General features: G+C 65.0%; 22 protein-coding genes and 1 tRNA gene. 12 read left to right on the top strand and 11 right to left on the bottom strand.

The annotated features are described in order from the left end of the window. Positions 1-66: 66 nt before the first annotated feature. The 4 genes from ACQY9P_RS04810 to ACQY9P_RS04795 all read left to right on the top strand — a co-directional run bounded on the left by ACQY9P_RS04810 (position 67) and on the right by ACQY9P_RS04795 (position 5,710). The gene (locus ACQY9P_RS04810; RefSeq protein WP_421736402.1) at positions 67-2,850 is read left to right on the top strand and encodes an ATP-binding protein; all 2,784 of its coding nucleotides are present in this window, start codon (positions 67-69) and stop codon (positions 2,848-2,850) included. Beyond that, positions 2,735-4,354 (top strand): aldehyde dehydrogenase family protein, encoded by a 1,620-nt coding sequence (locus ACQY9P_RS04805; protein WP_428151229.1) that lies wholly within the window; start codon positions 2,735-2,737, stop codon positions 4,352-4,354. Before ACQY9P_RS04810 ends, ACQY9P_RS04805 begins: the two co-directional genes overlap by 116 nt. Before the next feature lie 3 nt (positions 4,355-4,357). Next, positions 4,358-5,077, top strand: a complete 720-nt coding sequence (locus ACQY9P_RS04800) for an alpha/beta fold hydrolase (protein ID WP_421736404.1) — start codon at positions 4,358-4,360, stop codon at positions 5,075-5,077. Between the two features lie 159 nt (positions 5,078-5,236). Next, positions 5,237-5,710: a hypothetical protein gene (locus ACQY9P_RS04795; RefSeq protein WP_421736405.1), complete on the top strand. Its 474-nt coding sequence runs from the start codon at positions 5,237-5,239 to the stop codon at positions 5,708-5,710. A gap of 113 nt (positions 5,711-5,823) precedes the next feature. Here the strand turns inward: ACQY9P_RS04795 and ACQY9P_RS04790 are convergent, their stop codons facing one another. The 5 genes from ACQY9P_RS04790 to ACQY9P_RS04770 all read right to left on the bottom strand — a co-directional run bounded on the left by ACQY9P_RS04790 (position 5,824) and on the right by ACQY9P_RS04770 (position 8,933). Next, positions 5,824-6,765 carry an MBL fold metallo-hydrolase gene (locus ACQY9P_RS04790; protein WP_421736406.1) on the bottom strand — a complete coding sequence of 314 codons (942 nt, stop codon included), beginning with the start codon at positions 6,763-6,765 and terminating at the stop codon, positions 5,824-5,826. 123 nt (positions 6,766-6,888) lie between these two features. Further along, entirely contained in the window at positions 6,889-7,227 is a 339-nt protein-coding gene (locus tag ACQY9P_RS04785) for a hypothetical protein (RefSeq protein WP_421736407.1), read from the bottom strand. 15 nt (positions 7,228-7,242) lie between these two features. Further along, positions 7,243-7,488 (bottom strand): 2Fe-2S iron-sulfur cluster-binding protein, encoded by a 246-nt coding sequence (locus ACQY9P_RS04780; protein WP_421736408.1) that lies wholly within the window; start codon positions 7,486-7,488, stop codon positions 7,243-7,245. Positions 7,489-7,591: 103 nt separating this feature from the next. Next, complete coding sequence (locus ACQY9P_RS04775) at positions 7,592-8,080, bottom strand: nuclear transport factor 2 family protein (protein ID WP_421736409.1); 489 nt, start codon at positions 8,078-8,080, stop codon at positions 7,592-7,594. Positions 8,081-8,189: 109 nt separating this feature from the next. Then, positions 8,190-8,933 (bottom strand): SDR family NAD(P)-dependent oxidoreductase, encoded by a 744-nt coding sequence (locus tag ACQY9P_RS04770; RefSeq protein ID WP_421736410.1) that lies wholly within the window; start codon positions 8,931-8,933, stop codon positions 8,190-8,192. Positions 8,934-9,079: 146 nt separating this feature from the next. On the opposite strand from ACQY9P_RS04770, the gene ACQY9P_RS04765 reads away from it, so the two are divergent. Continuing rightward, positions 9,080-10,000: an AraC family transcriptional regulator N-terminal domain-containing protein gene (locus tag ACQY9P_RS04765; protein WP_421736411.1), complete on the top strand. Its 921-nt coding sequence runs from the start codon at positions 9,080-9,082 to the stop codon at positions 9,998-10,000. Positions 10,001-10,195: 195 nt separating this feature from the next. Here ACQY9P_RS04765 and ACQY9P_RS04760 read toward each other — a convergent pair. The 6 genes from ACQY9P_RS04760 to ACQY9P_RS04735 all read right to left on the bottom strand — a co-directional run bounded on the left by ACQY9P_RS04760 (position 10,196) and on the right by ACQY9P_RS04735 (position 15,295). After that, positions 10,196-10,267: transfer RNA gene (locus ACQY9P_RS04760), tRNA-Arg, on the bottom strand. Between the two features lie 220 nt (positions 10,268-10,487). Further along, positions 10,488-10,685, bottom strand: coding sequence for a hypothetical protein (locus ACQY9P_RS04755; protein ID WP_421736412.1), 198 nt, complete (start codon positions 10,683-10,685; stop codon positions 10,488-10,490). 68 nt (positions 10,686-10,753) lie between these two features. After that, positions 10,754-11,092: a hypothetical protein gene (locus ACQY9P_RS04750; RefSeq protein ID WP_421736413.1), complete on the bottom strand. Its 339-nt coding sequence runs from the start codon at positions 11,090-11,092 to the stop codon at positions 10,754-10,756. A 17-nt stretch (positions 11,093-11,109) separates the two neighbouring features. Continuing rightward, the gene (locus ACQY9P_RS04745; RefSeq protein WP_421736414.1) at positions 11,110-12,225 is read right to left on the bottom strand and encodes a tyrosine-type recombinase/integrase; all 1,116 of its coding nucleotides are present in this window, start codon (positions 12,223-12,225) and stop codon (positions 11,110-11,112) included. Next, positions 12,222-12,539: a helix-turn-helix domain-containing protein gene (locus tag ACQY9P_RS04740; RefSeq protein WP_421736415.1), complete on the bottom strand. Its 318-nt coding sequence runs from the start codon at positions 12,537-12,539 to the stop codon at positions 12,222-12,224. The genes ACQY9P_RS04745 and ACQY9P_RS04740 overlap by 4 nt, the downstream gene beginning before the upstream one ends. 2,039 nt (positions 12,540-14,578) lie before the next feature. Further along, positions 14,579-15,295 (bottom strand): hypothetical protein, encoded by a 717-nt coding sequence (locus ACQY9P_RS04735; RefSeq protein WP_421736416.1) that lies wholly within the window; start codon positions 15,293-15,295, stop codon positions 14,579-14,581. A 107-nt stretch (positions 15,296-15,402) separates the two neighbouring features. Between ACQY9P_RS04735 and ACQY9P_RS04730 the strand changes: the two genes are divergently transcribed. The 7 genes from ACQY9P_RS04730 (at position 15,403) to ntrB (ending at position 23,842) form a co-directional block, all read left to right on the top strand. Next, on the top strand, positions 15,403-17,403 hold the full coding sequence (locus ACQY9P_RS04730) for an ATP-binding protein (RefSeq protein ID WP_421736417.1): 2,001 nt from the start codon (positions 15,403-15,405) through the stop codon (positions 17,401-17,403). 328 nt (positions 17,404-17,731) lie between these two features. Then, a complete protein-coding gene (locus tag ACQY9P_RS04725; protein ID WP_421736418.1) occupies positions 17,732-18,049 on the top strand; it encodes a hypothetical protein in 318 nt (105 codons plus the stop codon). Positions 18,050-18,186: 137 nt separating this feature from the next. After that, positions 18,187-18,765, top strand: coding sequence for an ANTAR domain-containing response regulator (locus ACQY9P_RS04720; protein ID WP_421736419.1), 579 nt, complete (start codon positions 18,187-18,189; stop codon positions 18,763-18,765). Further along, positions 18,762-19,916, top strand: coding sequence for a CmpA/NrtA family ABC transporter substrate-binding protein (locus tag ACQY9P_RS04715; protein ID WP_421736420.1), 1,155 nt, complete (start codon positions 18,762-18,764; stop codon positions 19,914-19,916). Before ACQY9P_RS04720 ends, ACQY9P_RS04715 begins: the two co-directional genes overlap by 4 nt. Positions 19,917-20,233: 317 nt before the next feature. After that, positions 20,234-21,616, top strand: a complete 1,383-nt coding sequence (locus ACQY9P_RS04710) for an alginate export family protein (protein WP_421736421.1) — start codon at positions 20,234-20,236, stop codon at positions 21,614-21,616. A gap of 22 nt (positions 21,617-21,638) precedes the next feature. Next, positions 21,639-22,937 (top strand): CmpA/NrtA family ABC transporter substrate-binding protein, encoded by a 1,299-nt coding sequence (locus ACQY9P_RS04705; protein ID WP_421736422.1) that lies wholly within the window; start codon positions 21,639-21,641, stop codon positions 22,935-22,937. A 14-nt stretch (positions 22,938-22,951) separates the two neighbouring features. Then, positions 22,952-23,842, top strand: coding sequence for a nitrate ABC transporter permease (gene ntrB, locus ACQY9P_RS04700; protein ID WP_421736423.1), 891 nt, complete (start codon positions 22,952-22,954; stop codon positions 23,840-23,842). Positions 23,843-23,850 lie beyond the last annotated feature (8 nt).

Here is a 23,850-nt window from a genome sequence, read left to right as displayed (position 1 = left end):
ACGGGCGAGGCCGGCGGCGCACGCCAGGCGCTATTCGGACCCTATGTGCTCGCTCCCGAGCAGCGATTGCTGACGCGGCAGGGCGTCCCCGTAGCCGTCGGCGCGCGCGCTCTCGAGGTCCTGATCGCGCTGGTTGGCGAGCATGGCCGGGTGCTGACCCATAGACAATTAATCGAGCGCGCCTGGGCAGGCCTCACGGTCGAGGAATCCAACCTCAGGGTCGCGGTCTCGGGCCTGCGCAAGACCTTGCGCGATGGCGAAGAGGGCGCGCGCTACATCGAGAACGTGGTCGGGCGCGGCTATTGTTTCGTCGCGCCGGTGCGTTGGCTCAACCTTGAAGCCGAACAGGCCACGCCTTCCGCCCTTCCGCCGCCAGCTCAGCATCTCTCCACGCGCCTGCCGCTGCCCGCCGCGCGCGTGATCGGCCGCGAAGACGTCGTCGATCGCCTCGTGGCGGCCCTGGACGAGCGGAGCCTGATCTCCCTGGTCGGCGCCGGCGGTCTGGGCAAGACCACCGTCGCGGCGCTGGTCGCCCAGGCCTTGAAGGCGCGGGCGGGGATTGAGCCGGTGTTCGTCGATCTCAGCGCGGCCGATGGCGAAGCCGGCCTGGTCAAGGCGGTCGCGGCCGCCTTGGGCCTGGACGGCCCGGGCCGCGAACTTGAGGCGGCGGTGCTCACCGCCTTGGCCAGCCATCGCCTGCTGCTGGTCCTGGACGGTTGCGAACATCTCGTCGAAGCGGTCGCGGCGTTCTGCGATCGGCTCACCCGCCGGCTCGACGCCTACTGCGTCCTGGTCACCAGCCGCGAGGCTCTGCGCGTGGAGGCGGAGACCGTCCACCTGCTCGAACCCCTGACCTTCCCGCCCGCCGATGACGCCGGCGCCGCGCGGGAGCCGCTCGGCTATTCCGCGGTGCAGCTCTTTATCGAGCGCGCCGAGGTCAGCGGGCGGCGGGGTCCATGGACGGCGGCGGAGACGCGCCTGGCCGGGGACATCTGCCGACGCCTGGATGGCCTGGCGCTGGCGATCGAGCTCGTCGCCAGTCGCGTCGGCGCCCTTGGCCTCAAAGGCGTCGCCGACCTGCTCGACGAGAGCCTGGGCCTGCAATGGCCTGGACGCCGCGACGCCGCTCCGCGCCACCAAACGCTGCAGGCGCTGCTCGACTGGAGCCATGATCTGCTGGGCGACCGCGACCGGCGGGTGCTGCGGCGGCTTGCGCTATTCACCGGGCCCTTCACCTTGAAGGACGCCCATGCCCTGGCCGGAGACGTGGGCGATGACGCGCTCGAGGTGGCCAACGCCTTGACCAGCCTGGTCGACAAGTCGCTGATCTGGACCTCCCACGGGGGAGCAGGTCCCGTGCAGTTCCGTCTGCTCGACACGACCCGGGCCTACGCCCTTGCCAAGCTGACGCGCAGCGGGGAGGCGGAGGTCATCGCCGAGCGCCACGCCACGCAGGTTCTCGCGCGCCTCGCCGACGGAGGCGGACCCGAAGCCTCGCTATTCCAAAGACGGGCCCCTTCGGCGCCGCCCGCCATCGGCGATGTGCTCGCGGCGCTACGATGGGCCGAAGGGGCCCGTCCGGACGACCTCTTCCCCAGCCTGGCCGTTGGCGCGGCGCCTCTGCTGCTGTCGCGCGCGCTGCTGGAGGAGTGCGAGTCCTGGTGCGTGCGGGCGCTGAACAGGCTCGCCGAGGCGCGGCGCGGAGGGGGCGAGGAACTGAGGCTGCTGGAAGCCGTCGCCATCGCTCGCATGTTCGGTCGGGGCAACCACGACGCCGTTCGCGAGACGATCGAGCGCGGCCTGGCGCTCGCCGAGCGCTTGGGGGCGCGCTCCGACCAGGTGCAGCTGCTCGCGGGCCAGCATATCTTTCTCACGCGGCTCGGCGAGTTCTCCGCGGCGCTCGACTGTGGTCGCCAATGCGCCGAGCTCTGCGACCCCGCGCGCGATCCGGGCGGGGCGGCGCTGGCTCAATGGATGCTTGGCACATCGCTCCACCTGGTTTCGGACCAACGTCTGGCCCAGGAGGCGATCGACCGCGGCTTTGCCTACTGGGCTGCGGCCGACGCCGACGGCGCGGATGTTTTTGGTTACGACCACAAGGTGCGCGCGATGATCGTGCTGTGCCGCGCGCTCTGGCTTCGCGGCGAGCGCGCGCGGTCGATCGAGGTGGGCGAGGCCGCCGTGGCCGAAGCTGAGCGCGGAGGCCGTCCGGTCAGCCTGTGCATCGCGCTGATCTACACCGCGACGGTCGCGCTATGGGACGAGGACTGGGAAACGGCCGAGCGCCTGGTGGCCCGCCTGGTCGAGCATTCGGGGCGGCACGGGATCGGCCCCTATCATGGCGTGGGCCTGGCCTTGGCCGGTGAGCTGGATATCGGTCGCGGGCGATACGCCGAAGGGGTCGAAGGGCTCAGTCAGGCGCTGGAGCGGCTGGATCGGGAAGCCCACCGCATCCTCTCGCCAGCGTTTTCCGGAACCCTCGCCCGGGGGCTCCACGCCCTGGGCGATCAAGCCAAGGCGCGTCGGCGGATCCTCGCGGCGCTGGAGGACGCCCGCGCGATCGGCCAGCACTACGACCTGCCAAGGCTTTATCTGATCGCCAGCGAGGTGCTGGCGGGCGACGGCGAAGAGGTCGGGCGCGGCTATGCGCTGCAAGCATTGGAGGCCGCGCGAGCGGGTTCGGCGCTTAGCCTGGAACTCGCGGCGGCCACGGTGCTGCTGACCCGGGACGCCCATGAGGAGGCGCGTGGCGAGGGGCGTGAGCGTGTGCGACAGCTGCTGTCCGAGATGCCCGACCACGACGGTCCCCTGGCCCGGAGGGCCGCCGACATGCTGTCAGCGGTGGCCTAAGCCCGACGCTTTCACGCCGCTTCACACCCTTGAACTGGCGGCCGCGCCGCCGGCGCCGCAGGCTTTGACAAGCCGTCCGGAGCGCCTTGCGTGGCCGCGTGGCGATCGCGAAAGAGCTCATAACGACATGCTCTCCTATCGGCGTAACTTCATTGACGGCCGGCGACAGACGCCGCTCGGCCGCCTGCGCGTTGAGGTCCGGTCTCCTTACGACGACGCCTGGCTTGGTCAGGCGCCCTTGGCCAGCCCGGCCGACATCGAGCTGGCGGTCCAGGCCGCGCGCCAGGCGCTTCAGCGGCGCAGTTGGTCGGGGGCGACCCATCAAGCGCGCTTGGCGATCCTTGAGCGCTTCTGGAGTCTCTACCGCGCGCAGGTCGATGAATTGGTCCTGCTGAGCGTCCGCCAGACCGCTGTCCCCGTGACGGCGGCGCGCGACTTGATGGCTCAGGTCTTGGAGGCTGGCGAAGCTCGCCTGGCCCAAGCGCGCAGGGCGGTCGGCGGGCCGCGCGCCGATCAGCGACAATCCGCCGGGATCGTGGCGGCCATCACGGCCTGGAACGCAACCCAGCCCAGCGCCGTGTCCTGGCTGTTGCCGAGCCTGCTTGCGGGGTGCTCCATGATTTTGGCGCTTCCGCCGGCCTGCCCGCTGGACGGCCAGTGGCTGGGCGAACTGCTGGCCGAGGCGGGGCTTCCCGACGGGGTGTTCAACATCGTGGTCGCCGACGACGCCGCCTGCCTCGGGATGGCGGCGCATTCCGAGATCGATTGGCTGGCTTTCTCCGGCCCCGCCGAGCTGGCCGCCGACTTGGCTCGCGCGCGCGCGGCGACGGGCAAGTCGCTCGTCCTGGGCCTGCATGGTCGCGCGACGGGCATCCTGCTGCCGGACGCTGACCTGGGCGCGGTGATCTCAGCGCTCGGGCCACGCCTGTTCTTGGCCAGCGGCCAAGGCCCGTCCAATCCGAGCCGCCTGCTGGCGCCGCGACATCGCCAGGCGGAACTGGTCGAGGCCTTGTCCAGCTTGGCCAGGACGCTGCCCGTCGGCGATCCGCGAGACGCTCGGACGGTGATCGGACCGCTGATTTCCGAGTCGGCGCGGATGCGCGCCGCATCGCTGTTGGACGAGGCGGCGGCCGCCGGCGCCGAAATCGTCGTGCGTGGCGATGACGCGTCGCCGAGGCAAGGCGCCGTGATGGGCCCGACCTTGGTGGCCAATGTCTCGCCGACAATGACCCTCGTCCACAGCGAGCCCTGGGCGCCGGTCGCGACGGTGATTCCCTACGGCGATCTGGATGAAGCGATCGCCATCGCCAACGCCCTGCCGGGCCGGCCGAGCGCGGCGGTCTGGTCGGAGGAACCATCGATCGCCCTAGCGGTCGCCACCCGTCTGCGGGCCGCACACGTCGCCTTGAACCCCAAGGCGCTGGTCGCCGACCTCGCGGCGGTCGCCCGGGAGCGCGAGGAGCCGTTTTCATACCTCCAAGTCCTCACCTGTTCGGAGTCCTGATCCATGGCGCGCTTTCTCCTCGTTCACGGCGCCTGGCACGGCGCTTGGTGCTGGTCGCGCCTCGGGGAGCTGCTCCAGCGCCAAGGGCACGTGGTGGAGACCATCGACCTTCCTGGCGTCGGTGAAGCGCCGGACGCGCTGGGCGCTGTGGGCCTGGACGACTGCGCGCGAGCGATCACGGCCGCCATGGGGGAAAATCCGGTTTGGCTGGTGGGCCATTCCCTCGCCGGCGCGGCGATCACCGCCGCCGCGGCGATGCGCCCTCAGGGCGTCGAAGCGCTCGTCTACGTCGCCGCCAGCGCGCCGCTCGGCGGCGAGACGCATCTTCAGGCGCTCGACCTCGGCCCGGCGGGTCGCGCGGTTCCCAGGATGATCATCGACGCCGAAAAAGGCGTGGCGGCGCTGAGCCGGGAGGATCGTCTCGCGGCCTTCTACACGCGCTGTCCCGCCGACTTGGCCGCCTGGGCGGCGGACCATTGCGCGACCTGGCAGGCGCTTGGGCCAGCGGTCGATCCGTTGACGCGCGATCCGCCGGCCAAGGTCGCCCGCTTCTATGTCCAATGCGCCCGCGACGAGACGATCCCGCTAGAGACCCAGGCGGCGATGTGCGCGCGTCTGACTTTGACAGGACGCGCCATGCTCGACGCGGACCACTCGCCGTTTCTGTCCGCCCCCGCCGCCTTGGCGGAAGTCCTGGCGGGATTTGAACGCTTGCCCAGGTGATCGGCACGACGCGCCGCTGGGCAGGTTGGAGGGCGGCGTAGGCAGATCCCGCCGCCCGCGTGATGGTTTTGGGAACGGGCAGGTCGCGCCTTGTACGTCTGATCCGTGGCCCGCTTGTTGCGATGGCTTCTGCAGTTACAGACTGAGGAGCGTTCCATCATGAGCATCATGGGTCTGACGGTCGGGCAGTCCATCGCGGCCCTGGCGCGAAAGGGGGCAGCGCCGCCCGCTTCGCCTTCGCCCACGGATCCCACCGCGCCGTCCAAGATGGCGTCGCTGCAAAGCCCAACGAGCCTGTTCGGCGCGGACACCGCCAACGGCTTTTCGTTGAAGGTGCTGGGACCTTCCGGCGGAAGCCTGGACCCCGCGCTCAAGGCGCTGCTCAATGGCCAATTCGCGCAGCTTGGCGATGTCGACACGGAGGCCGGCGCGCGCGAGCTAGCTCCGGACGGCGCCCCTGCTGGTCAGCGGTTCGTGACCGTGAACATGTTTCACATGGATTTGGGCGACGGGCGGGCCGTGGAGCTCCGGCACGGCGTGGAGGGACAGAGCGAATACAATCCCGCGGCCATGCGGGCCATGATCGCCACGCTTGAAGCCATGCGTCACTCGTTGGGGGATTACGGCGCGTGATCGGCTCGTCGCCCCGTCGGGGGGAGGGGGCGACGAGCCTACCGAAGCCCTGGACGTCTCGCCGCTAGGGGTGGGGGCGACGACCGTCTGGGGGAATTGGGCTTCGGATCCGGTTACACGCCGCGATAGACGAGGCGCGTGAAGAGTTCGGGGCTGATGATCGCCTTGCCCCATACGTCGTCGAAGGCGGCGGTCGGACGGGCGGCGATCACCTGATCGACCGTCAGGCCTTGGCCCTTGAGCCGGGCGACGTTGTCGCGGATGGTCGCGAGCATCGTGCGATAGGCGACCAGGTCTTCGCGCCCGCCCACGGGGCCATGGCCTGGAACGACGATCGTGCGCGCCCCGGCCTGAGCGATGCTGGCGTCGGCGGCCGCGATCATCCCGTCGATGCCGCCGCCGGCGACATAGTCGATGAACGGATAGAGGCCGTTCCACCAGGTGTCGCCCGTCATCAGGACGTCGGCGCCTTGGAAATAGACCGACAGGTCGCCATCGGTGTGGGACGGGGCGTACGGGCGAAGGACAAGCTGGTCGCCGGCGAAAGCGATCGTCGTCGAAGCGGTGATGCGCATGTCGGCGCGCGCGCCGGCCGCGACCGGGGTGAAGGTGTGACCCCATTCCTCGACGCGGATGGTCTCCTCCAGGTGGCGGGCGGTGTTGGCGTGGGCCACCACGACCGCGCCGTCCTGGCGCGCCCAGCCGTTGCCGTCGGTGTGATCCCAATGCCAATGGGTGTTGATCGCATAGCGCAGCGGGCCTTTGCCCACGCGCTTGAGCGCGGTGCGCATCTTGGCCTTCGAAAGCGCGATGCCGTCGTCGACCAGCAGCAGGCCCTCGGGACCGCCGATCGCGGCCATGTTCCCCCCGGATCCCTCGACGAGATAGACCCCGCCGCGCAGCGGCTTGAGGGTGATGTCGGCTGCCGCGGCGGCCTTGTTGATGTTGGCGTAGGGCGTCTGGGCGGCCGCTGCGCCGGGCTGGGCGCCCAGCAGCGCGGCGACGACGACGGCGAGGGCCGCGCCTTGGCGCGAGAGGGTTTGGGGATCGCTCATGTCTTCTTCCTTGGAGATGTCGGCGCGCAGCAACCTGTCGCGTCTCCAGACCCTGCGCCTTGCTTCCTCAGCGGGCTTGAAGCCGGGCCGCCCGCTTTTGGCTGAACGCCGCCTTCGGCCCCGTCATCCAGCCTGAGCGGTCTCGGCGTCCAGGCGGTGGAACACCGGCGCGACCGTCCAAGAAACGGTCCCTTGGTCGATGGCGTCGTGAACGGGCGAGTCGGCGAGTTCGGACATCAGCCGATGGGCGGCGGCCCGGCCTTGCGCGGCGCTCTCCCAGACCAGCATGTCGATGACCTCGCCGTCCGCGTCCTGGGCGATACGCCGCGACACGAAGCCGGGTTGGCGTGAGAGCCAGGGATCGACGTCGGCGTTGGCGCGGATGAAATCACTGATCGTCAGCCCCTCGGCGAGATGGAAGCGGGTGATTTCGATGGCCTCGGCCGGGGTGGGCTTGGTCATGGGAAGCCTTGATCGCTAGAGGTCGAGAACGAGATCGGTCGTGGGCCTGGCGCAGCACAGGAGCGCTTCATCCGGCGCGTGTTCGGCTGTCGGCGGGACCTCGTAGGCGACGCCGCCCGACAGCACCGCGGTCCGGCACGCGCCGCAGACCTCTATTCGACAACCGGAGGCGGGCTCGAGCCCAGCCTGTTCGGCGAGCTCCAGCAGACTGCCGCCTTGCTTCGGCCAAGGCGTCGTCTTGCCAATGGAGGCGAAGGTCACGAGTGTGTCGGCTATCGGCTCGCCGACCGCCCGAGCGTTCTTCGGAGCAAGGGGGGCGCAAACGCTTCGTCGTGGGTACGTTCGGGCGCGACGCCAAGGCAGTTCAGTCGGCTTGGCGGGGAAAGGCCATCGGCAAGTCGTGATAGATCCTGTGCGTCTGGATCAGCCACGCGCCGTCGCGCTTTTGGAGCGTGGGCCGGTAGTAGCCAGACTCGATCGGGGTGATGGCGCCCTGGGCTCCAGACGCCGTGGCGGGCCATCCGCCGGCCGGCTCCTCCGCGCCCAAGACGTTGAACACGACGAACTGGGTGTCGAGTTCGGCGACATCGCCGTCGATCGAGACCAAGGCGTCGTGCGTCGTGTGGTGGCTCCAGCCGCGCGGAGGATGGGGACGCATCATCGCGCTGACCGCGTTGGCGATCGCCTCGCGGCCATCCAGGACGCCCAGCAACTGGTCCGCGCCGCCCTTGTCATAGTGGATCTCGACAGTGGCACCCTCGACGAACAGCGCCGCCATCGCGGCTCCGTTTCTCTGGTCGGCGGCGCGGACGTAGCGAGCCATAACCTCGCGAACGGCGATCTCGTCAGTCATGTCAGTCTCCAAGCTTGGTTTGGGGGCAGGCACGACGTCTGCCTCGCTCCGACGCACGATGCGACTGCCGCGCCGCGAGGGCTTGGCTAGATCGCGCCCCAGGTTCGCGTCAGATCAGGTAGCCGCCAGCCACCTCGATCGACTGGGCGTTGATCCAAGCGCTCTCATCGGACAGCAACATCGCCACCACCCGACCGACGTCGTCCGGCTCGCCGACGCGGCCCAAGGCGGTCTGCCCCGCAAGCAGCGTCTCGAATTCGGCGTTAAGGCCTCCACCGAGGTCGGTGCGGATCGCCCCCGGCGCGATGGCGTTGGCGCGGATGCGCCGATCGCCAAACTCCTTGGCCATGTAGCGCGTCAGGACCTCGAGCCCGCCCTTGAACGCCGCGTAGGGGGCGACGCCCGCCGTGGCGACCCGAGTGGTGGCGCTGGTGATATTCACGATGGCTCCGCCGTCGGCCATCAGCGGGAGCAGGGCCTGGGTGAGGAAGAACGGCCCTTTCAGGTGGACGTTCAGGAGCCCGTCGAACTGGGCTTCGGTGACGCTGGCGATCGGCTCGAAGAGGCCATGGCCGGCGTTGTTGACCAGGAAGTCGAAGCGGTCGCGCGCCCAATGGGCCTCAAGCGTCTGGCTGACGGCGTCGCGAAACGCCGTAAAGCTCGAGACCTGGGCGACATCAAGCGCCAGGGCCTTGGCCTTGCCGCCCATCGCCTCGATGCCGGCGACGACCTCCTCGGCGCCCTTGGGATGGCTGTTGTAGGTGACGATCACACCCATGCCGCGCCGGGCGCACTGCAGGGCCGCGCTCCGACCCAGGCCCCGGCTCGCACCGGTGATGATGACGACTGACATGTCCGCTCTCCGCGCTGATTGAGGCGCGGGAGATAGGCCGGCGGGGCTCTTTCGGCGCTGGGAGATCCTGCCTGATCCTTGCCTGATCCTGCTTTGTGCTTGCGCGGGGCAAAACGGCCGCGCAAGCAGTTCGCATGGAAAAGTCCTTGGACGAGTTGCGGCGTCTCGCGGCCCGCGCCGAGAACCGGCGGACCGAGACCGGGATACCGCGATTGGCGATGGCGCAGGGGGTCATCCCCGAGCACGAACTGGCCGCAGTCTACGAGCCGATGATCAATCTGATCCTGCGAGGATCGAAATCCATGACCATTGGCGGCAAGACGCTGCGCTATGATCCGGCGACCTATTTCGTGATGTCGGTCGATCTGCCGGCGATAGGGACGGTCCACGCCGAGCCGACTGGAGAGCCTTATCTCGCCGTCAGCCTGACGCTGGATCGCGCTGTGATCGCGTCGCTTCTGGAACAGGCGCCGCTCCTGGCCGGCGAGGGAGCCGGCTTTTCCGTGGCGGCGACGACGCCGGAACTACTCGACGCCTGGGTTCGGCTGATGCGGCTGACGGAGCGGCCGGAAGACATTCCCATCCTCGCGCCTGCTTATGAGCGTGAAGTCCTCTATCGCGTGCTCCAGGGGCCGCAGGGCTGGTTGCTGCGCGACATAGCCACGCCCGGCGCGGCGCTTTCTGGCATTCACGCGGCCGTCCGATGGATGCGTGAACACTTCGATCAGCCCGCGCCGATTGAAGATCTGGCGCGTCTGGCGGCCATGAGCGTCTCGGCCTTCCACCGGCGGTTCAAGGCGGTGACCAGCATGACCCCACTGCAATTCCACAAGACAATCCGCCTTATCCAGGCGCGACGATTGATGGTGAGCGAGGCGTTGGGAGCCGCTGAGGCGTCTGATCGTGTTGGCTATGAAAGTCCATCACAGTTCAGTCGCGAATACGCCCGGCTGTTTGGTCGCTCACCAAGGCGGGACGCCGCGGAGCTAATCGGACAATGGCGAGGTGATATTGGAGGCCATGGGCAGGGCGGCTCGGCCAGCCTGCACCCAGACCCCTTCTCCTGACCGAAGCCTAGAGGCGCCATCGCATGAACCACATAGCGCTGCCCGCCCAGCAAAACCCAAGAACGCACGCAGAACAGTATGCGGGACTATTGCGGGGAATTGGGTCCCACCCCCGCACGACCGGGTTTGTTCTGATTTTCGCCGCCAAGAAAGCTGACCAAATTCTGAATAAGTCATTGATTTAATTAAATATTTTGGCGGCCCGGAAGGGACTCGAACCCCTGACCTTCGCTTTAGGAAAGCGAAGCAAGTGAGCCGTATAATGCTGTAAATACTAGAAAATTCCGTGTTTGGTCGAGGCGCTGCGGGAATATTGCGGAATAGTCCCGCACGCGTCCCGCACGTTGAACTGGCGCGTGTCGTCTTAGGCATCCAAATATCGGCCTATTTGGCGGAGGCGGCGTGCGACGCCCTGAATGATTGGCTGACTGACCTCTAAGGCAAATCGCCGGGTAGAGTCGTCAGAACGAGCGTCCCCCATAGGCGCTTAAAGCATACCGGCATCCCGCTCTAGAATAAGGCGCTCGCGTTCATCGTCTGAAAGCGCCCAAGCCGTATCGATCGTCAGTTCCCAGAACAAAATCCCGAAGACCAGCGGCCGCGAGACCGTGCCGCTCTTCGACAGAAGCCAAGGATGTCGTTTGACTAGGCGGCGTAGAAGCCAAAGTGGAAGCTTGATGGTCATACCGGTTCACGTGCGCAAGGCAACGGCGTCGAAGTTGCGCTTCGTTGTTCGACGCCGCGATTGTGTTTTTATGTTTTCCAGAGATTTTTAGGATCAATGTATTCGAGACTCGAATGTACTCGCATCGAATTTCCATCTCGACTGAGACACCAGGCTCCGACAAATTGCTCTGGATGTCCGGTACTTGCTATTTCATCGATCATATGAAGGGCCCAAACCTCAGTGCGAACCTCAAGGCCGGCAGCTGTATAGTGGGATTTGTTTCTTATAATACTTTCATAGGCGGCGTCCATGGCGGCCTCCTCGTCGCGCTCATCCAGCGCAAATGGCATAGGCCTTGGGGCGGGGCCGGTGCGCAGCCAGATCAGCGCCAAATAGCCTGCGAATTCTCGACCTTTGAATCTCATTTCGGCCCTCTCGGCGCTTATTTGACAAATTTTTCTAGCGGTATTGACGTCTCCAGCGCGGCTCTCAGATCCGTTTCCAGTGCGTGGGCGTAACGCATCGTGGATTTGATGTCGGCGTGACCCAGCAGTTGCTGGGTGAGGCGGAGATTGCCGCTCTTGCTCAGCATGGTCGTTCCTGCGTGGTGCCTGGCACCGTGGATCAGACGCGGAAGCTTTATCCCTGCGCGCTTGGCTGCGCCGCGAAGGCGGGCTTGAAGGCCGTAGTAGGTCAGGGCGCGCAACTCGATCTTTCCCGGCCGCATTCCGCGCGATGGGTGCCTAACCTCGTCGAACCAGATCGTGTCGAACTTCGCGGTTGCAGCGCGAGAGGCGCGGGCGGCAATCTGGCTGCCATCATCGACGCGGAGGGGCAGCAGATGCGCGCCCTTCTTCCGCTTGTTCAACACGAGGCGGGGGCCTTCCGGAATGAACGCATCGAGCTTGAAGAAAAGCTCTCCGAGTCGCAGGCCATAGGTCAGCAGCATGTGCAGGGCGAGCCGAGCAGGCGCGTCGCATTGCTCCAACCAGGCCGCGCACTGTTCTGCGGAATAGAGGCGCACTTCCGGTTCCGGCTCTGGCAGGGTTAGGGCGCGCCAGTCAATCTCGGCGAGCGGTTTGACTTCCCACACCGTTTTTGCGCGGCGCAGTATCCTCCGCAGTGACATGATGATGTCGGCGTTTACGGTGGCGTTGGCCAAAGCGTAGCGTTTCGCCGGTTTGCCCGGCTTGTCGGGCGCCTTTGTATAGGTCTCGCGGCGGCGGCGCTCGACGGCCTTGGCGACGGTGCGCGTCGTGATGTCGACGAGGCGGGTATCCTTGCCGATCAACCGCAAGAGAATTTCTAGCCGGCGTTCGACGTCAACAGCCGACCCTAATTCTTGACCGACCTCCGCCCACCACCGGCCCGCAGCATCATCCAGAGTCATTCTGGCTTGGTCGTCATAAAGACCGAGCGCCGCATCGCCTCGGACTTTGCGCTCGACCTCTTCTGCCTTTCGGCGGGTCTCCACACCGGTGGAGCCGGTGTAGCGCCGGCCTTTGTAGACAAAGTCATACGCCCAGAACCGCGACGTACCTCTCAGATAGACAGTCATGCGCCGGCACGGGGCGGATTGCGCCCAGGTCTCTCAGAGAATGGCGTTGGCCGCGCGCGTCGCACTGCAGGCGCCTTTCCCTTTGGTTTAAATTCCCAGACTTGCTCGGCGCCCTCCACGAACGAGCGCAAGCTCGCTTCGGAGTAGCTGCGCCTTCTTCCTCGCGGCACGGCGCGGATCTTGCCCTGCGCAGTCATCTCGCTGAGCGTGTCCACATCGACACCGAGCAGGCTCGCTGCGGCCTTTGCGGTGATCAATGCCCCAGCCGAGAAGGCTTCCCTAAATCGGATTTCGGTCGTGGGGCCCAAACTCATGTGACTGTCCGAAATATATAAAAATCGCCCTTTCGTGGGCTAACTTGAGGAACATTTTGGGTACTGTTCCCTAAAGAAAGCTTAATCGACAGTTCACTACGAAAAAATCCAAGTCACTTGCGGTGACATTTGCGCGAACGGATTTCAAGCTTGGGTGCGATAGCGGTCCATTATTGCCAGCGACGCGCGCGATGAAAAAATAAGTCTAAAACTGTTTATTCTGTTTACTCGATATACCGGGAAGTGGGGATGATTGGTGTCACGCGGCTAGGATTGCGCCCGCGCCCCACGTGCAGAGATTCTAGCGTCGTGGATCACACATCGCGGTCACAGCCCGCAATTTTAACTCAATGATTTCAATGCAGGATCATCGTGGATCACACATCGGGGCATCGTGGATCACACATCGCGATCATAGCTCGCGATTTTACCCAATGATTTCAATGAAGGATCATCGTGGATCACACATCGCTGTATCTTAGGTCGCGCATCGCGTGCCGACAGAGGTCGCGCCAGGTCTCACGAGGTCGTAATTTTTCCTAATGAATTCAATGAAACTGCATCGTGGATCACACATCGGTGCATCGTGGATCACACATCGCGATCATAGCTCGTGATTTTACCCAATGATTTCAATGAAGGATCATCGTGGATCACACATCGGTGCATCGTGGATCACACATCGCTGTATCTTAGGTCCCGCATCGTTTGCCGACAGAGGTCACGCCAGATCCCTCGAGGTCGTAATTTTTCCTAATGAATTCAACGAAACTGCATCGTGGATCACACATCGGTTCATCGTGGATCATACACCGGGACGCGCGCTGATCAGCCCCTGGCGCAGTCTCCACAAACCGACCGCATCGGGTACAAAGACGCCCTGAATTGGTACGTCTATGTTGGGAATGATACGCTCGACAGGGCCGCCGCTGCGCCGCCCGCTTGCTACGGCGCCTTGTGGGAGGCGCGCTACGCGATCGGCTCCGCTACCGCCGAGGGCCAGTTGCCAAGCACAGTCGCGACGCTGACGAGCGAGAGTCCGTGGCGTGGATTAGCAGGGTCGGGCGCAAAGGGAAGCTCGGTGCGGGGACGGGAGTTGCGACGGCGCGGGTGGGCGAGAAAGCCCTTGCCAATGACCCCCAAGCTACCCCTCGCCACCTAATCAAGCGATCGTGGACTGTGCAGGGCGCTATCGGGCTGAGTTTGCAGCCTAACGCATACAAACGCATACTTTTGCATACTAAGGACCTGCGTCTTTTGCATACAAACGCATACTTTTGCAGCCTAACGCATACCAACGCATACTAACGCATACTTGCTCTGCGGCGATGTCGATGGACAAGCCATCGACGAGGGTTGGGACCCACAGGAGGGCCTGTGCGACTGTCAGCAAAAGCGCCAGATTGCTGCCCTTAACTAGCTCATACACCATACGCACATGGTCATGTGGCACTAAGCGCTTGAAATCCTGACTATATATGGAAGCGCCGCAAATCGACCTCACTACAGGGCATACTACGGGAGTGGCAAAAAGCTCATAGATTACAAAGGTCCGACCTACTACAGCCCTACTACACCCTACTATGCTGCTGGGTTATTGGCGCGTCGCACGGAAGCGCGGTCGATTGCAGGCCGGAATCGTCTACGCTGACATACTGTCCGGAGCTCTGTGACTGGAGGTCGCGCGGGTAGATCGCAAGCGGTTCAAGAGCTTCCCTTGCGCGTAGTTGGAGGGGCGCCTGAAGGCGCGACACAGCTTCTCCCCGCTGGAGTTGCTGGACCACTTCGTCGAGCTTCTGGCGACGCGGAATGGTCCGCGCCGTTCACGATCGGCCAGGCCTTTGGGCTGGGCCCCACGCCCACGCCTGCCTTGCGATGACCGACTATGGCCGTCTGCTGACCCTTCTCGGACGTTGGAAGAGTCCGCTTCCGGGAAGGCCAGATCCGAGGCCTGCAGGCAGGGATGGCGGCGTAGGCGAGCGGCTGAGACTTGCTCGGATAGCTTATCTGGACGTCGCAATAGACGTCGGCGTCCCAGGCTAGGCGTCGGCCTCCGGCGCCGACTTCTTACTGGTGCGCCAAGCCCAGACCCGATCCTCTTGGGCGTCAATCCAGTCGGCCAGCGCCTCGGCCTCGCCGATGGCGGCGAACAACGTGTCTCGGCGTACTTCGACCGCAGGGTTGAAGATGTACGCCCAGGAGCCATCACGCGGCTCATGGGCATCGATTTCGGCGCTGTTGGCAAAAAACGGCCGAGGGAATTTGCCGAGGGTCTTGGTGTCGTGGGTGACCCTCAGGGACGTGAGGTCCGTTCCGTGCTGCGCACGGTTGCGGGCCAGGACCACTTGCTCCAGCACGCCAAAGTCCACGGGGCAGCCGCTCCAATCGGTCCCTAGGATTTCACCGAGGACCCGCCTGTAGACAGTTATCCACCCTGGCTTCCACATGCCTCTCAGCTGCTTCTGCGTCCCGCTGAATTTGAAGCCAATGACATGGCTTTTCAGGGTTTCCAGGTAGAGCTTTAGGCTGTCGGTGAGCAGCGAGACGCACGTCAGACCGGCGAGGTCGATGGCCGCGTGGGCATCCTCCCATTCCGACAAAAAGGCTGGCTCGCCCGACTCGTCGTAGGGGGGGGCGTCGAATGGGGGCCGCTCTTCCTCGATCGCCGCCTTGATCTCGGCGAACGGGGCGACACTGTTGTCGTAGAAATATCGAATGAAGCGGGTTCGCTCCTTCAGAAACAGTCTGGCGTCCACGGTCTAGCTCCAGCTTAAGCGGGACCATACCCGGGGTCGTGGTATAGAAAACATCAAGACCGCCGGCGAGCCCGGTGCCAGCACAAAGAGCTGGGCGGGGGAGCAGAATGAGCAACATCGACATCCGACGCGCGGTCGACACAATCCGCTCTGGGACGACGGTCTACACGCCGGTGATCGAGCTGATCGTCAATGCGATCCAAGCAATTCCCGAAGATGCGGCAGTTTCGGGGAACATTCGCGTCGTCGTGCTGCGCTCGCAAGAATCAGATCTGTTCGAGTCGGGTACGCCGGAAGTCGACGGTTTTGCGGTGTCCGACGACGGAGTAGGTTTCACCCAAGTTAATCGAGACGCCTTCGACACGCTCTATACTGCCAACAAACTCGCCCTCGGCGGGAAGGGGTTCGGCCGCTTCACCTGCCTGAAATATTATGACCGGCTGACCGTGGACAGCGTCTTCAGCGAGGGCGGTCAGTTCCGACGGCGCACCTTCGACATGGGGACGAAGAACTCCATCATCGAGCGGGAGGAGGTCGAGGCCACCGACCAACGCGCGACCGGAACGACGGTGACTATCTCGGGTGCCCGCCACGTCAAGATGACGGACCGCAGCATCGACATCATTGCTCGGGTCCTGGTCGAGAAGTTGCTGCCCTATCTCGTGGACGAAAAGGTCTGCCCTACCATCACCGTCGAGGAGGCGGGCGGCGAGAACCGGGTCGTGCTGAACGACTATGTGAGCGCCGGCCAGGGCCAGATCGTCGAGTTGGACGTGGCTGGCGCGGATCTAAGCTTCGACTCGTCAGGGGCACCGATCGACTTTCGGGTCCGCGTTTTCAAATTCTATTCGCCCCGCACCCAGAAGAGCAAAATCAGCCTGGTCGCACACCGGCGCGAAGTTACCAACGTCCCGATCCACACCTACGTGCCGGAGTTCGCGGACGAGTTCTTCGACACCAGCTTCCCGGAGAGCGACGGGCGCGACCGCAACTACATCGTCAAAGCTTATGTCTACGGCGCCTATCTCGACGACAACGTCTCGCTTGAACGGGGCGCCTTCTCGTTCGGCAAGGAGTCCGACATGCTGCTCGGGGTATCGCAGACCCAGATCGAGCAGGCGGCCGCCGAGGTCGCGCGTGTTGCGATGGGCGCGGACATCACGACGCGACGTGAGCGGAAGTTGAAGCGGATCGAGGACTACGTCGCCGAAAAAGCGCCTTGGCATGCCAGCGTCGCCAAGGACGCGGACTTTACGTCGCTGCCGATGCATCCCTCGCCCTTGGACATCGAGCTGCACCTGCAGCGGAGCAAGCATGACCTGGAGATCAAAGCCCGCACGGAGGTCGCCTCGATCCTAGCGAAGGGCGACATCTCAGGCCTTGGCGATCAAGTCGCTAAGGTCGTGAGCAGTATTTCCCAGACCAGTAAGAACGACCTCATCCACTATGTCTCGATGCGCAAATGCGTGTTGGACCTGTTCGAAAAGTCGCTTGAGGTCGACGCCGACGGCCACTACCGATCGGAGGGCGAGGTCCACGACATCATTATCCCGCGGCGCAAGGACAGCCTGCAGCTGGACTACAAGGACCACAATCTGTGGATCTTGGATGAGCGCCTGAACTTCACGGAATACCTTACCTCCGACCTCCCTATCGATGGGCCGCAGTCTGACCGCGCCGATGTCTCGATTTTCAACCGGAAGGTCGCGTTCCGCGGAGAGAACGATCCGAGCAATCCGATCATCATTTTCGAGTTCAAGCGCCCGCTCCGGCAGGATTTCGCTAACCCCTCATCTGACGAGGACCCCGTCGATCAGATCGTGCGCTACGTTAACAAGTTCCGCGCCGGCAAATTCACCACGCCGAAAGGTCGTGACATCAAGGTCTCCGACACGACGCCCTTTTACGGCTACGTCGTGCTGGACCTGACCAAGAAGGTCGAAGACTGGCTGCGCGATGAAAAAGAGTTTGTCCCGATGCCCGATGGCCTGGGCTGGTTCCAATGGCGCGGGAATATACGGCTCTACATCGAGGTCCTAAGCTGGGACAAAATTCGCAAGGACGCCGAAATGCGCAACCGCGTATTCTTCGACAAGCTGGGAATCTGAGCTACTCTCGCTGCTCTGGCACCCGCCTTGCAGGCATCCGAAATCAAAGACGCGAACTCGGCGGTCTTCGCCTTTGGCCCGCTCCACACGTTCAGAGCCGGCATGCCGCAGCGCTGAGTGTCCTGTTTCTGGAGCGCCCCTTGGGTTTGCTCCTGGCGCTTCTCGGGCTTTTGGGAAGTTTCGTTGTCGGAGGTCATGATACTGCCGGCGAAGGCGAGGACATCGCGCAGACACACGACGAAAGTTATCTGGACATCCGGGTTGGTCTGAAGCGGCTGAATATTCCGGATTTGGATAGCCAGTGCTTGGCCTTCCGCGGCGCGTCAGTATGGTCGCACGTGGTCGCCATTTCATGGCGTATGAGCGAAAGCTCGATGAGATTTTCACGGCCCGCTTCGGCAAGCCAATGATGCAGTCGACGCCAGCTGCTTTCGAGCGCCGTTGGTCCGCCATCGATACTGGCTTCATCTCGCGCCGCGACGGTGAGGCGGTTGAACTGTTCCAGGACTTCGGTAAGCGCGGCCTGACGCGCTCCAAGCATATGAAGACGCGTTTCCGGCGGCAGTTGCGTATTGTTCATGGGGCTAACCGGCGGCTGACAAGCCACTATTTCTGGAGGGCGAAAGCCGCGCTTCAAACGAGATAGCCAAGTCGGGGCGTCGAATGAGGGCGGCGCCCGCGATCAAGGCTCAACTGTATAAAACATGGGCGACGGCGAGGTTGTGCGGCTCACAGCGTCTGCGCTGGTTCCTGTTCAAGCCGTCTCGGCCCTAGGCATTCTTCATGCGCGTCCTCGTCATCGACCCCGATCCCGCGAGAGCTGCCCTGGTTGCCGAAGGCCTGTTGGGCATTGATCCGCTCGAGGTGCGGCAGGCGGCGCTTTTCGATGAACGGGAGGTGGCGGCCTTTGCCCCCGATGTGGTGGTCATCGCGGCCGATAGTCCCGACCGCGACACCCTCGAGAGCTTGCGGGAGGTTACGCATGGCAACGCTCGCCCGGTGGTGATGTTCGTCGATCGCTCCGAACCGGGGCTGGCTGAGCAAGCCGTGCGGGCGGGCGTGGCGGCCTATATCGTTGATGGCCTTGCGCCAGGGCGGGTGAGGCCGATCCTGGACGTGGCCATGAGTCGCTTTGCGTTGACCCAGCAATTACGCGGCGATCTGGCCAAGGCCAAGGCCGACCTGGAGTCTCGCAAGATCGTCGAACGGGCCAAGGGCCTGTTGATGAAGGAGCGGGGTCTGGACGAGGACGGCGCCTATCGTCTGCTGCGCAAGCTGGCCATGGACAAGGGCCGGCCGATCGGCGCGGTGGCCGCCGATTTGATGGCCTTCGCGGGTATTCTGAAAGGAGACGCCTCGTGAGCGGTCTCGTCGATCTGCGCCTGGGCTTCATCCCCCTGACCGACTGCGCGCCACTGGTGGTGGCCAAGGCCCTGGGTTTCTTTGCCGAAGAAGGGCTGGAGGTCAGCCTCAGCCGTGAGGCCTCGTGGGCGACCCTTCGCGACAAGGTCACGGTTGGCGCCCTGGACGGGGCGCACATGCTGGCGCCGATGGCCCTGGCCTCCACCCTGGGGGTGGCAAGCGACGCCGTGCCGATGATCGCGCCGATGGCCCTGAACCTCAACGGCAGCGCCATCACGGTCTCGACGGTCTTGGCCGACGCTTTGCGCCAGGTCGATCCCGAAGGCATGGCCCAGCGGCCGATCACGGCGCGTCCCCTGGCGCGGCTCCTGGAACAGCGCCGGGCGTCCGGTGAGCCGCTTCTGACCTTCGCCGTGGTCTTCACCTATTCGATGCACGCCTACGAGCTGCGCTACTGGATGGCCCAGGCCGGGATCGATCCGGACCGGGACATCAAGCTGGTGGTCACGCCGCCGCCGCGCATGGTCGAGCAACTGCGATCGGGCGGCGTCGATGGGTTCTGCGTCGGCGCGCCGTGGAACGCCGTCGCGCTGCACGAGGGGCTGGGAGAGGTGCTCATCAAGGCCTCGGAATTTTGGCCCGGCTCGCCCGACAAGGTGTTCGGGGTCAAGGCGCAGTGGGCCGCGACCTATCCAGACGAGCTTCGCGCCGCCCTCAGGGCGATCATCCGGGCCTCGGCCTGGGCTGATGATCCAGCCCATCGTCAGACGCTTGTGGAGCTGCTGGCCTTGCCCGAACACATCGGCGCGCCCGCTGAGGCCATAGCCTGGGCTTTGGAAGACGAGATCGTCTTTCATGACGGGGCGGCGGGACTGCCGCGCCGGGAGCATGCCCTCTGGTTCTTGTCGCAAATGGCGCGCTGGGGCCAGGTTGAGGTGAACCAGGACTTTGGGCGCATAGCTGACATGGTCTATCGCCCGGACCTCTTCCAAGCCGCGGCGATCTCGCTGGGCCCTGTCATCGAGCCGGCAGGCGCGTTCGCGGAGGCCGCGAATGTCCCGTCCATGGTTCTGTTCGATGGCCTGGAGTTTAGTCCCGAAGCTGCCGGACTCTATGCCGCCGGCTTCCCGATCACCCGCTTGAGCATCTGACGGGGCAGGGCGCAGGGATCCTTGGGGTCGCACAAACGCGCGGAATACGGGCAGGCCCCTGCTGAGATTTGCTGTTCAGCTGTGCAAAAATACGCCGATGACGGAGCGCCGTAGGCGAGAACGCCGTTTTTCGATTGCCGCAGGTCAGCGGCCGATCCCTTCCTAAGGGCGACACGCGGGGCAACGAGGTTCCGCGCTGGCCCGAGAGGGCCGCCGACGGTGACGCAATCGTCGGTATGAAATGGACAACGACGTCCGGAGAGATCGCACACGCGGTCTCACCGGGCGTTTTTTTTTGGCCTTGGGGGATTGAGGCAATGAAAAATCTGCGAGGAATGCTGCGGTGCGGCTCGGCTGGCTGCGCTCTGATGCTGGGCGGAACGGCCTGGGCCCAGGAGGCGCCGGCTCCTGCCACGCCGACCGCTGACGCCACGGTCGAGGCCGTCGCCGAGCCGGCCGCCGAACCGCCGCCGCTTGCGCCGCCGCCGACCATCAGCGACCAGATCGGGGCCGGCAAGCTGATCCTGGAGGTTCGCGCGCGCTACGAGACCGTCGACCAGACCAAGACCGCTACGCTGAAGGATGACGCCTCGGCTTTCACCGTCCGCACCCGCTTTGGCTGGGAGACCGCCGAGTTCCAGGGCGTCAAGGCGCTGGTCGAGTTCGAGGACGTCCGTCAGGTCGGTGAGGAGCATTACGCCGTCAACGTGCCCGGCGCGACGACCGCCCCGCTGAACGGCGCCGACAAGTCCCGCTACCCGGTGGTCAACGACCCCGACGTCACCGAGCTGAACCGCGCCCAGCTGACCTGGACGCCCAGCGCCGCCCTGCAGGTCACCGCCGGCCGCCAGCGCATCCTGCTGGATGACCAGCGCTTCGTCGGCAATGTCGGCTGGCGCCAGGACGAGCAGACGATAGACGGCTTCCGCGCCGACCTCGCCCTGGGCCGGTTCAAGGCGACCTACGCCTATGTCACCCACATCAACCGCATCCTGGGCGAGCTGAAGGACTGGGACTCAGACAGTCACCTCTTCAACGCCACCTGGTCGCCGGCCGAGGCCTTGCGCCTGCAAGGCTTCGTCTACGCGCTCGACTTCGGCAATTCGGCGGTCAACTCGTCGATCACCAAGGGCGTGAAGGCCTCGGGCAAGACCTGGGTCAACCTGTTTCAGCTGGCCTATAACGCCACCTACGCCCAGCAGACGGACTACCGCCACAACACGCCCAGTTTCGACCTGGCCTATTGGGGCGGCGACGTCGCGGCCACCTTCGACATCTACACGGTGAAGGCGGCTTACGAGTCGCTTGAAGGCGACGGGACGCGCGGCTTCACCACGCCCCTTGCCACCGTCCATGCCTTCCAAGGCTGGAGCGACGCCTTCGTCTCGCCGGGCGGCAACAAGAGCTTCGTCGACGGCATCGAGGACGCCAACCTCACCTTCAACGCCAAGCCCCGGTTCAAGCGGACCTACTGGTTCAACACCGATGTCCTGCTGCGCTACCACGACTTCAACGACCAGAAGACCGGCGCGGATCTGGGCCGCGAGTGGGACGTCCAGCTGACGGCCGCGATCAATCCCAAGCTCTCGATCCAGTTCAAGTACGCCGACTTCAAGCGCGAGACGACCGTGCCTTTGGGCACGGCGACGCCGCCGCCGTCGCGGACCAAGGGCTGGATCACCCTCGAATACAAACTCTAAGCCCCAGCGGGACCTGAAGATCATGACCAAGACCGACAAGACCCTCGCCGGCTCTGAAGTGAGCCTCACCCGCCGCAACGCCCTGCTGGGCGCGGCCGCCACCGTCGCCGCCGTCAAAGCCGCCTTCCCGGCGGGTGCCCACGCCGCCGGCATGGGACCGGAAGTCGCCAAGGCCCGCCTGGGCTTCATCGCCCTGACCGACTCCGCCCCGTTGATCATCGCCAAGGAGCGGGGGCTGTTCGCCAAGCACGGCCTGCCCGACCTGGAAGTGGTCAAGCAGGCCTCGTGGGCCGCCACCCGCGACAACCTTGTGCTCGGCTCGGAGCGCGGGGGCATCGACGGCGCCCACATCCTGTCGCCCATGCCCTATCTGATGAGCACGGGCGCCATCACCGGCGGCGCGCCGACGCCCATGTACATCCTGGCCCGCCTCAATACGAACGGCCAAGGCATCTCGGTCGGCAACGACCTGAAGGCGGTCAAGGTCGGGCTGAACAGCGCCGGGGCCAAGGCCAAGTTCCTGCAGATGAAGGCGGCCGGCAACATCGCCAAGGTGGCCATGACCTTCCGGGGCGGCACCCACGATCTGTGGGTCCGCTACTGGCTGGCGGCCGGCGGCATCAATCCCGAAACCGACGTCGCCACCATCGTCATCCCGCCGCCGCAGATGGTGGCCAACATGAAGGCCGGCACCCAGGACGCCTTCTGCGTGGGCGAGCCGTGGAACGGCCAGCTGGTCAATCAGAAGGTCGGCTACACCGCCTGCCTGACCTCCGAGCTGTGGATGAACCACCCGGAAAAGGCGCTGGGCATGCGCGCCGCCTGGGTCGACAAATATCCGCGCGCCGCCCAGGCGATCACCGCCGCGGTGCAGGAAGCGGCTCTGTGGTGCGACAAGGCCAGCAACCTGCCGGCCATGTGCTCGATCGTCTCGGGCCGCCAGTACGTCAACGTGCCGATGGGCGACATCCTGCCCCGCCTGCAGGGCACGGTGGACTATGGCGACGGCCGAACCCTGACCAACTCGCCGCACCGGATGAAGTTCTGGGCCGACAACGCCAGCTTCCCCTTCAAGTCGCACGACCTGTGGTTCCTGACCGAGGACATCCGCTGGGGCGTGCTGCCGCAGAAGACCAACACCCAGGCCCTTGTGAACAAGGTCAACCGCTCGGACATCTGGCGCGCGGCGGCCAAGGCCATCGGCCAGACCGGCCCGGCCGGCGACAGCCGCGGCGTCGAGCGCTTCTTCGACGGCAAGGTGTTCGACCCGGCCAATCCGGGCGCCTACCTGGCCAGCCAGCCGATCAAGAAGCTAGTCTAGGGGAGGGCGCGGCCATGACCTTTCCCAAACCTTCGTTCTCGCCCGCCGAGCCGGTCGCGATCGCACCCGTCGCTCATTCATCGGGTGAGACCCGCACCTCGGGTCTTGCCGAGGTTTCCAGGCGGGCCGGCGAGATCGCAGCGGCGGTGTTTCCGCCGCTGCTCACCCTGCTGGTCATTCTCGGCGTCTGGCAGATCGCGGCGGGCGACTCCTATGTCGGCCTGCCGTCTCCGGCTCACGTCTGGGCGGAGTCCAGGGACCTGATCCTGCACCCGTTCTTTGATCACGGCGGTGTCGACAAGGGTCTGTTCTGGCACGTGCTGACCAGCCTCAAGCGGGTAGGCATGGGCTTCTCGATCTCGGCGGTCTGCGGGATCATGCTGGGCGTGCTGATCGGTTCGAACCGCTGGGCGCACCGGGGGCTGGATCCGATCTTCCAGGTGCTGCGCACCGTGCCGCCGCTGGCCTGGCTGCCGATCTCACTGGCCGCCTTCCGCGAAGCCCAGCCCTCGGCCCTGTTCGTGATTTTCATCACCTCGATCTGGCCGATCATCATTAACACCGCCGTTGGCGTGCGCAACATCCCGACCGACTACGTCAATGTCGCCAAGGTGCTGCGGCTGTCGCCGACCGAGTACTTCTTCAAGATCCTGCTGCCGGCGACGACGCCTTACATCTTCACGGGCCTGCGGATCGGCATCGGGATGAGCTGGCTGGCCATCGTCGCCTCCGAGATGCTACTGGGGGGCGTCGGCGTCGGGTTCTTCATCTGGGACCAGTACAACGCCTCGCGCATTTCCGACATCATCGTGGCCTTGGCCTGGGTCGGACTGACCGGCTTCTTCCTCGATCGCCTGGTAGCCCTGCTGGGCCACGTCATCTCGCGCGGCAACGCGGCGAGCTAAGGAGATAA

The organism is Caulobacter sp. (genome assembly GCF_965279145.1).
In the GTDB taxonomy this organism is placed as follows: Bacteria; Pseudomonadota; Alphaproteobacteria; order Caulobacterales; family Caulobacteraceae; genus Caulobacter.
Note: the sequence above shows the minus strand (reverse complement) of the source record. Positions and strands in the feature narration are given on the sequence as shown.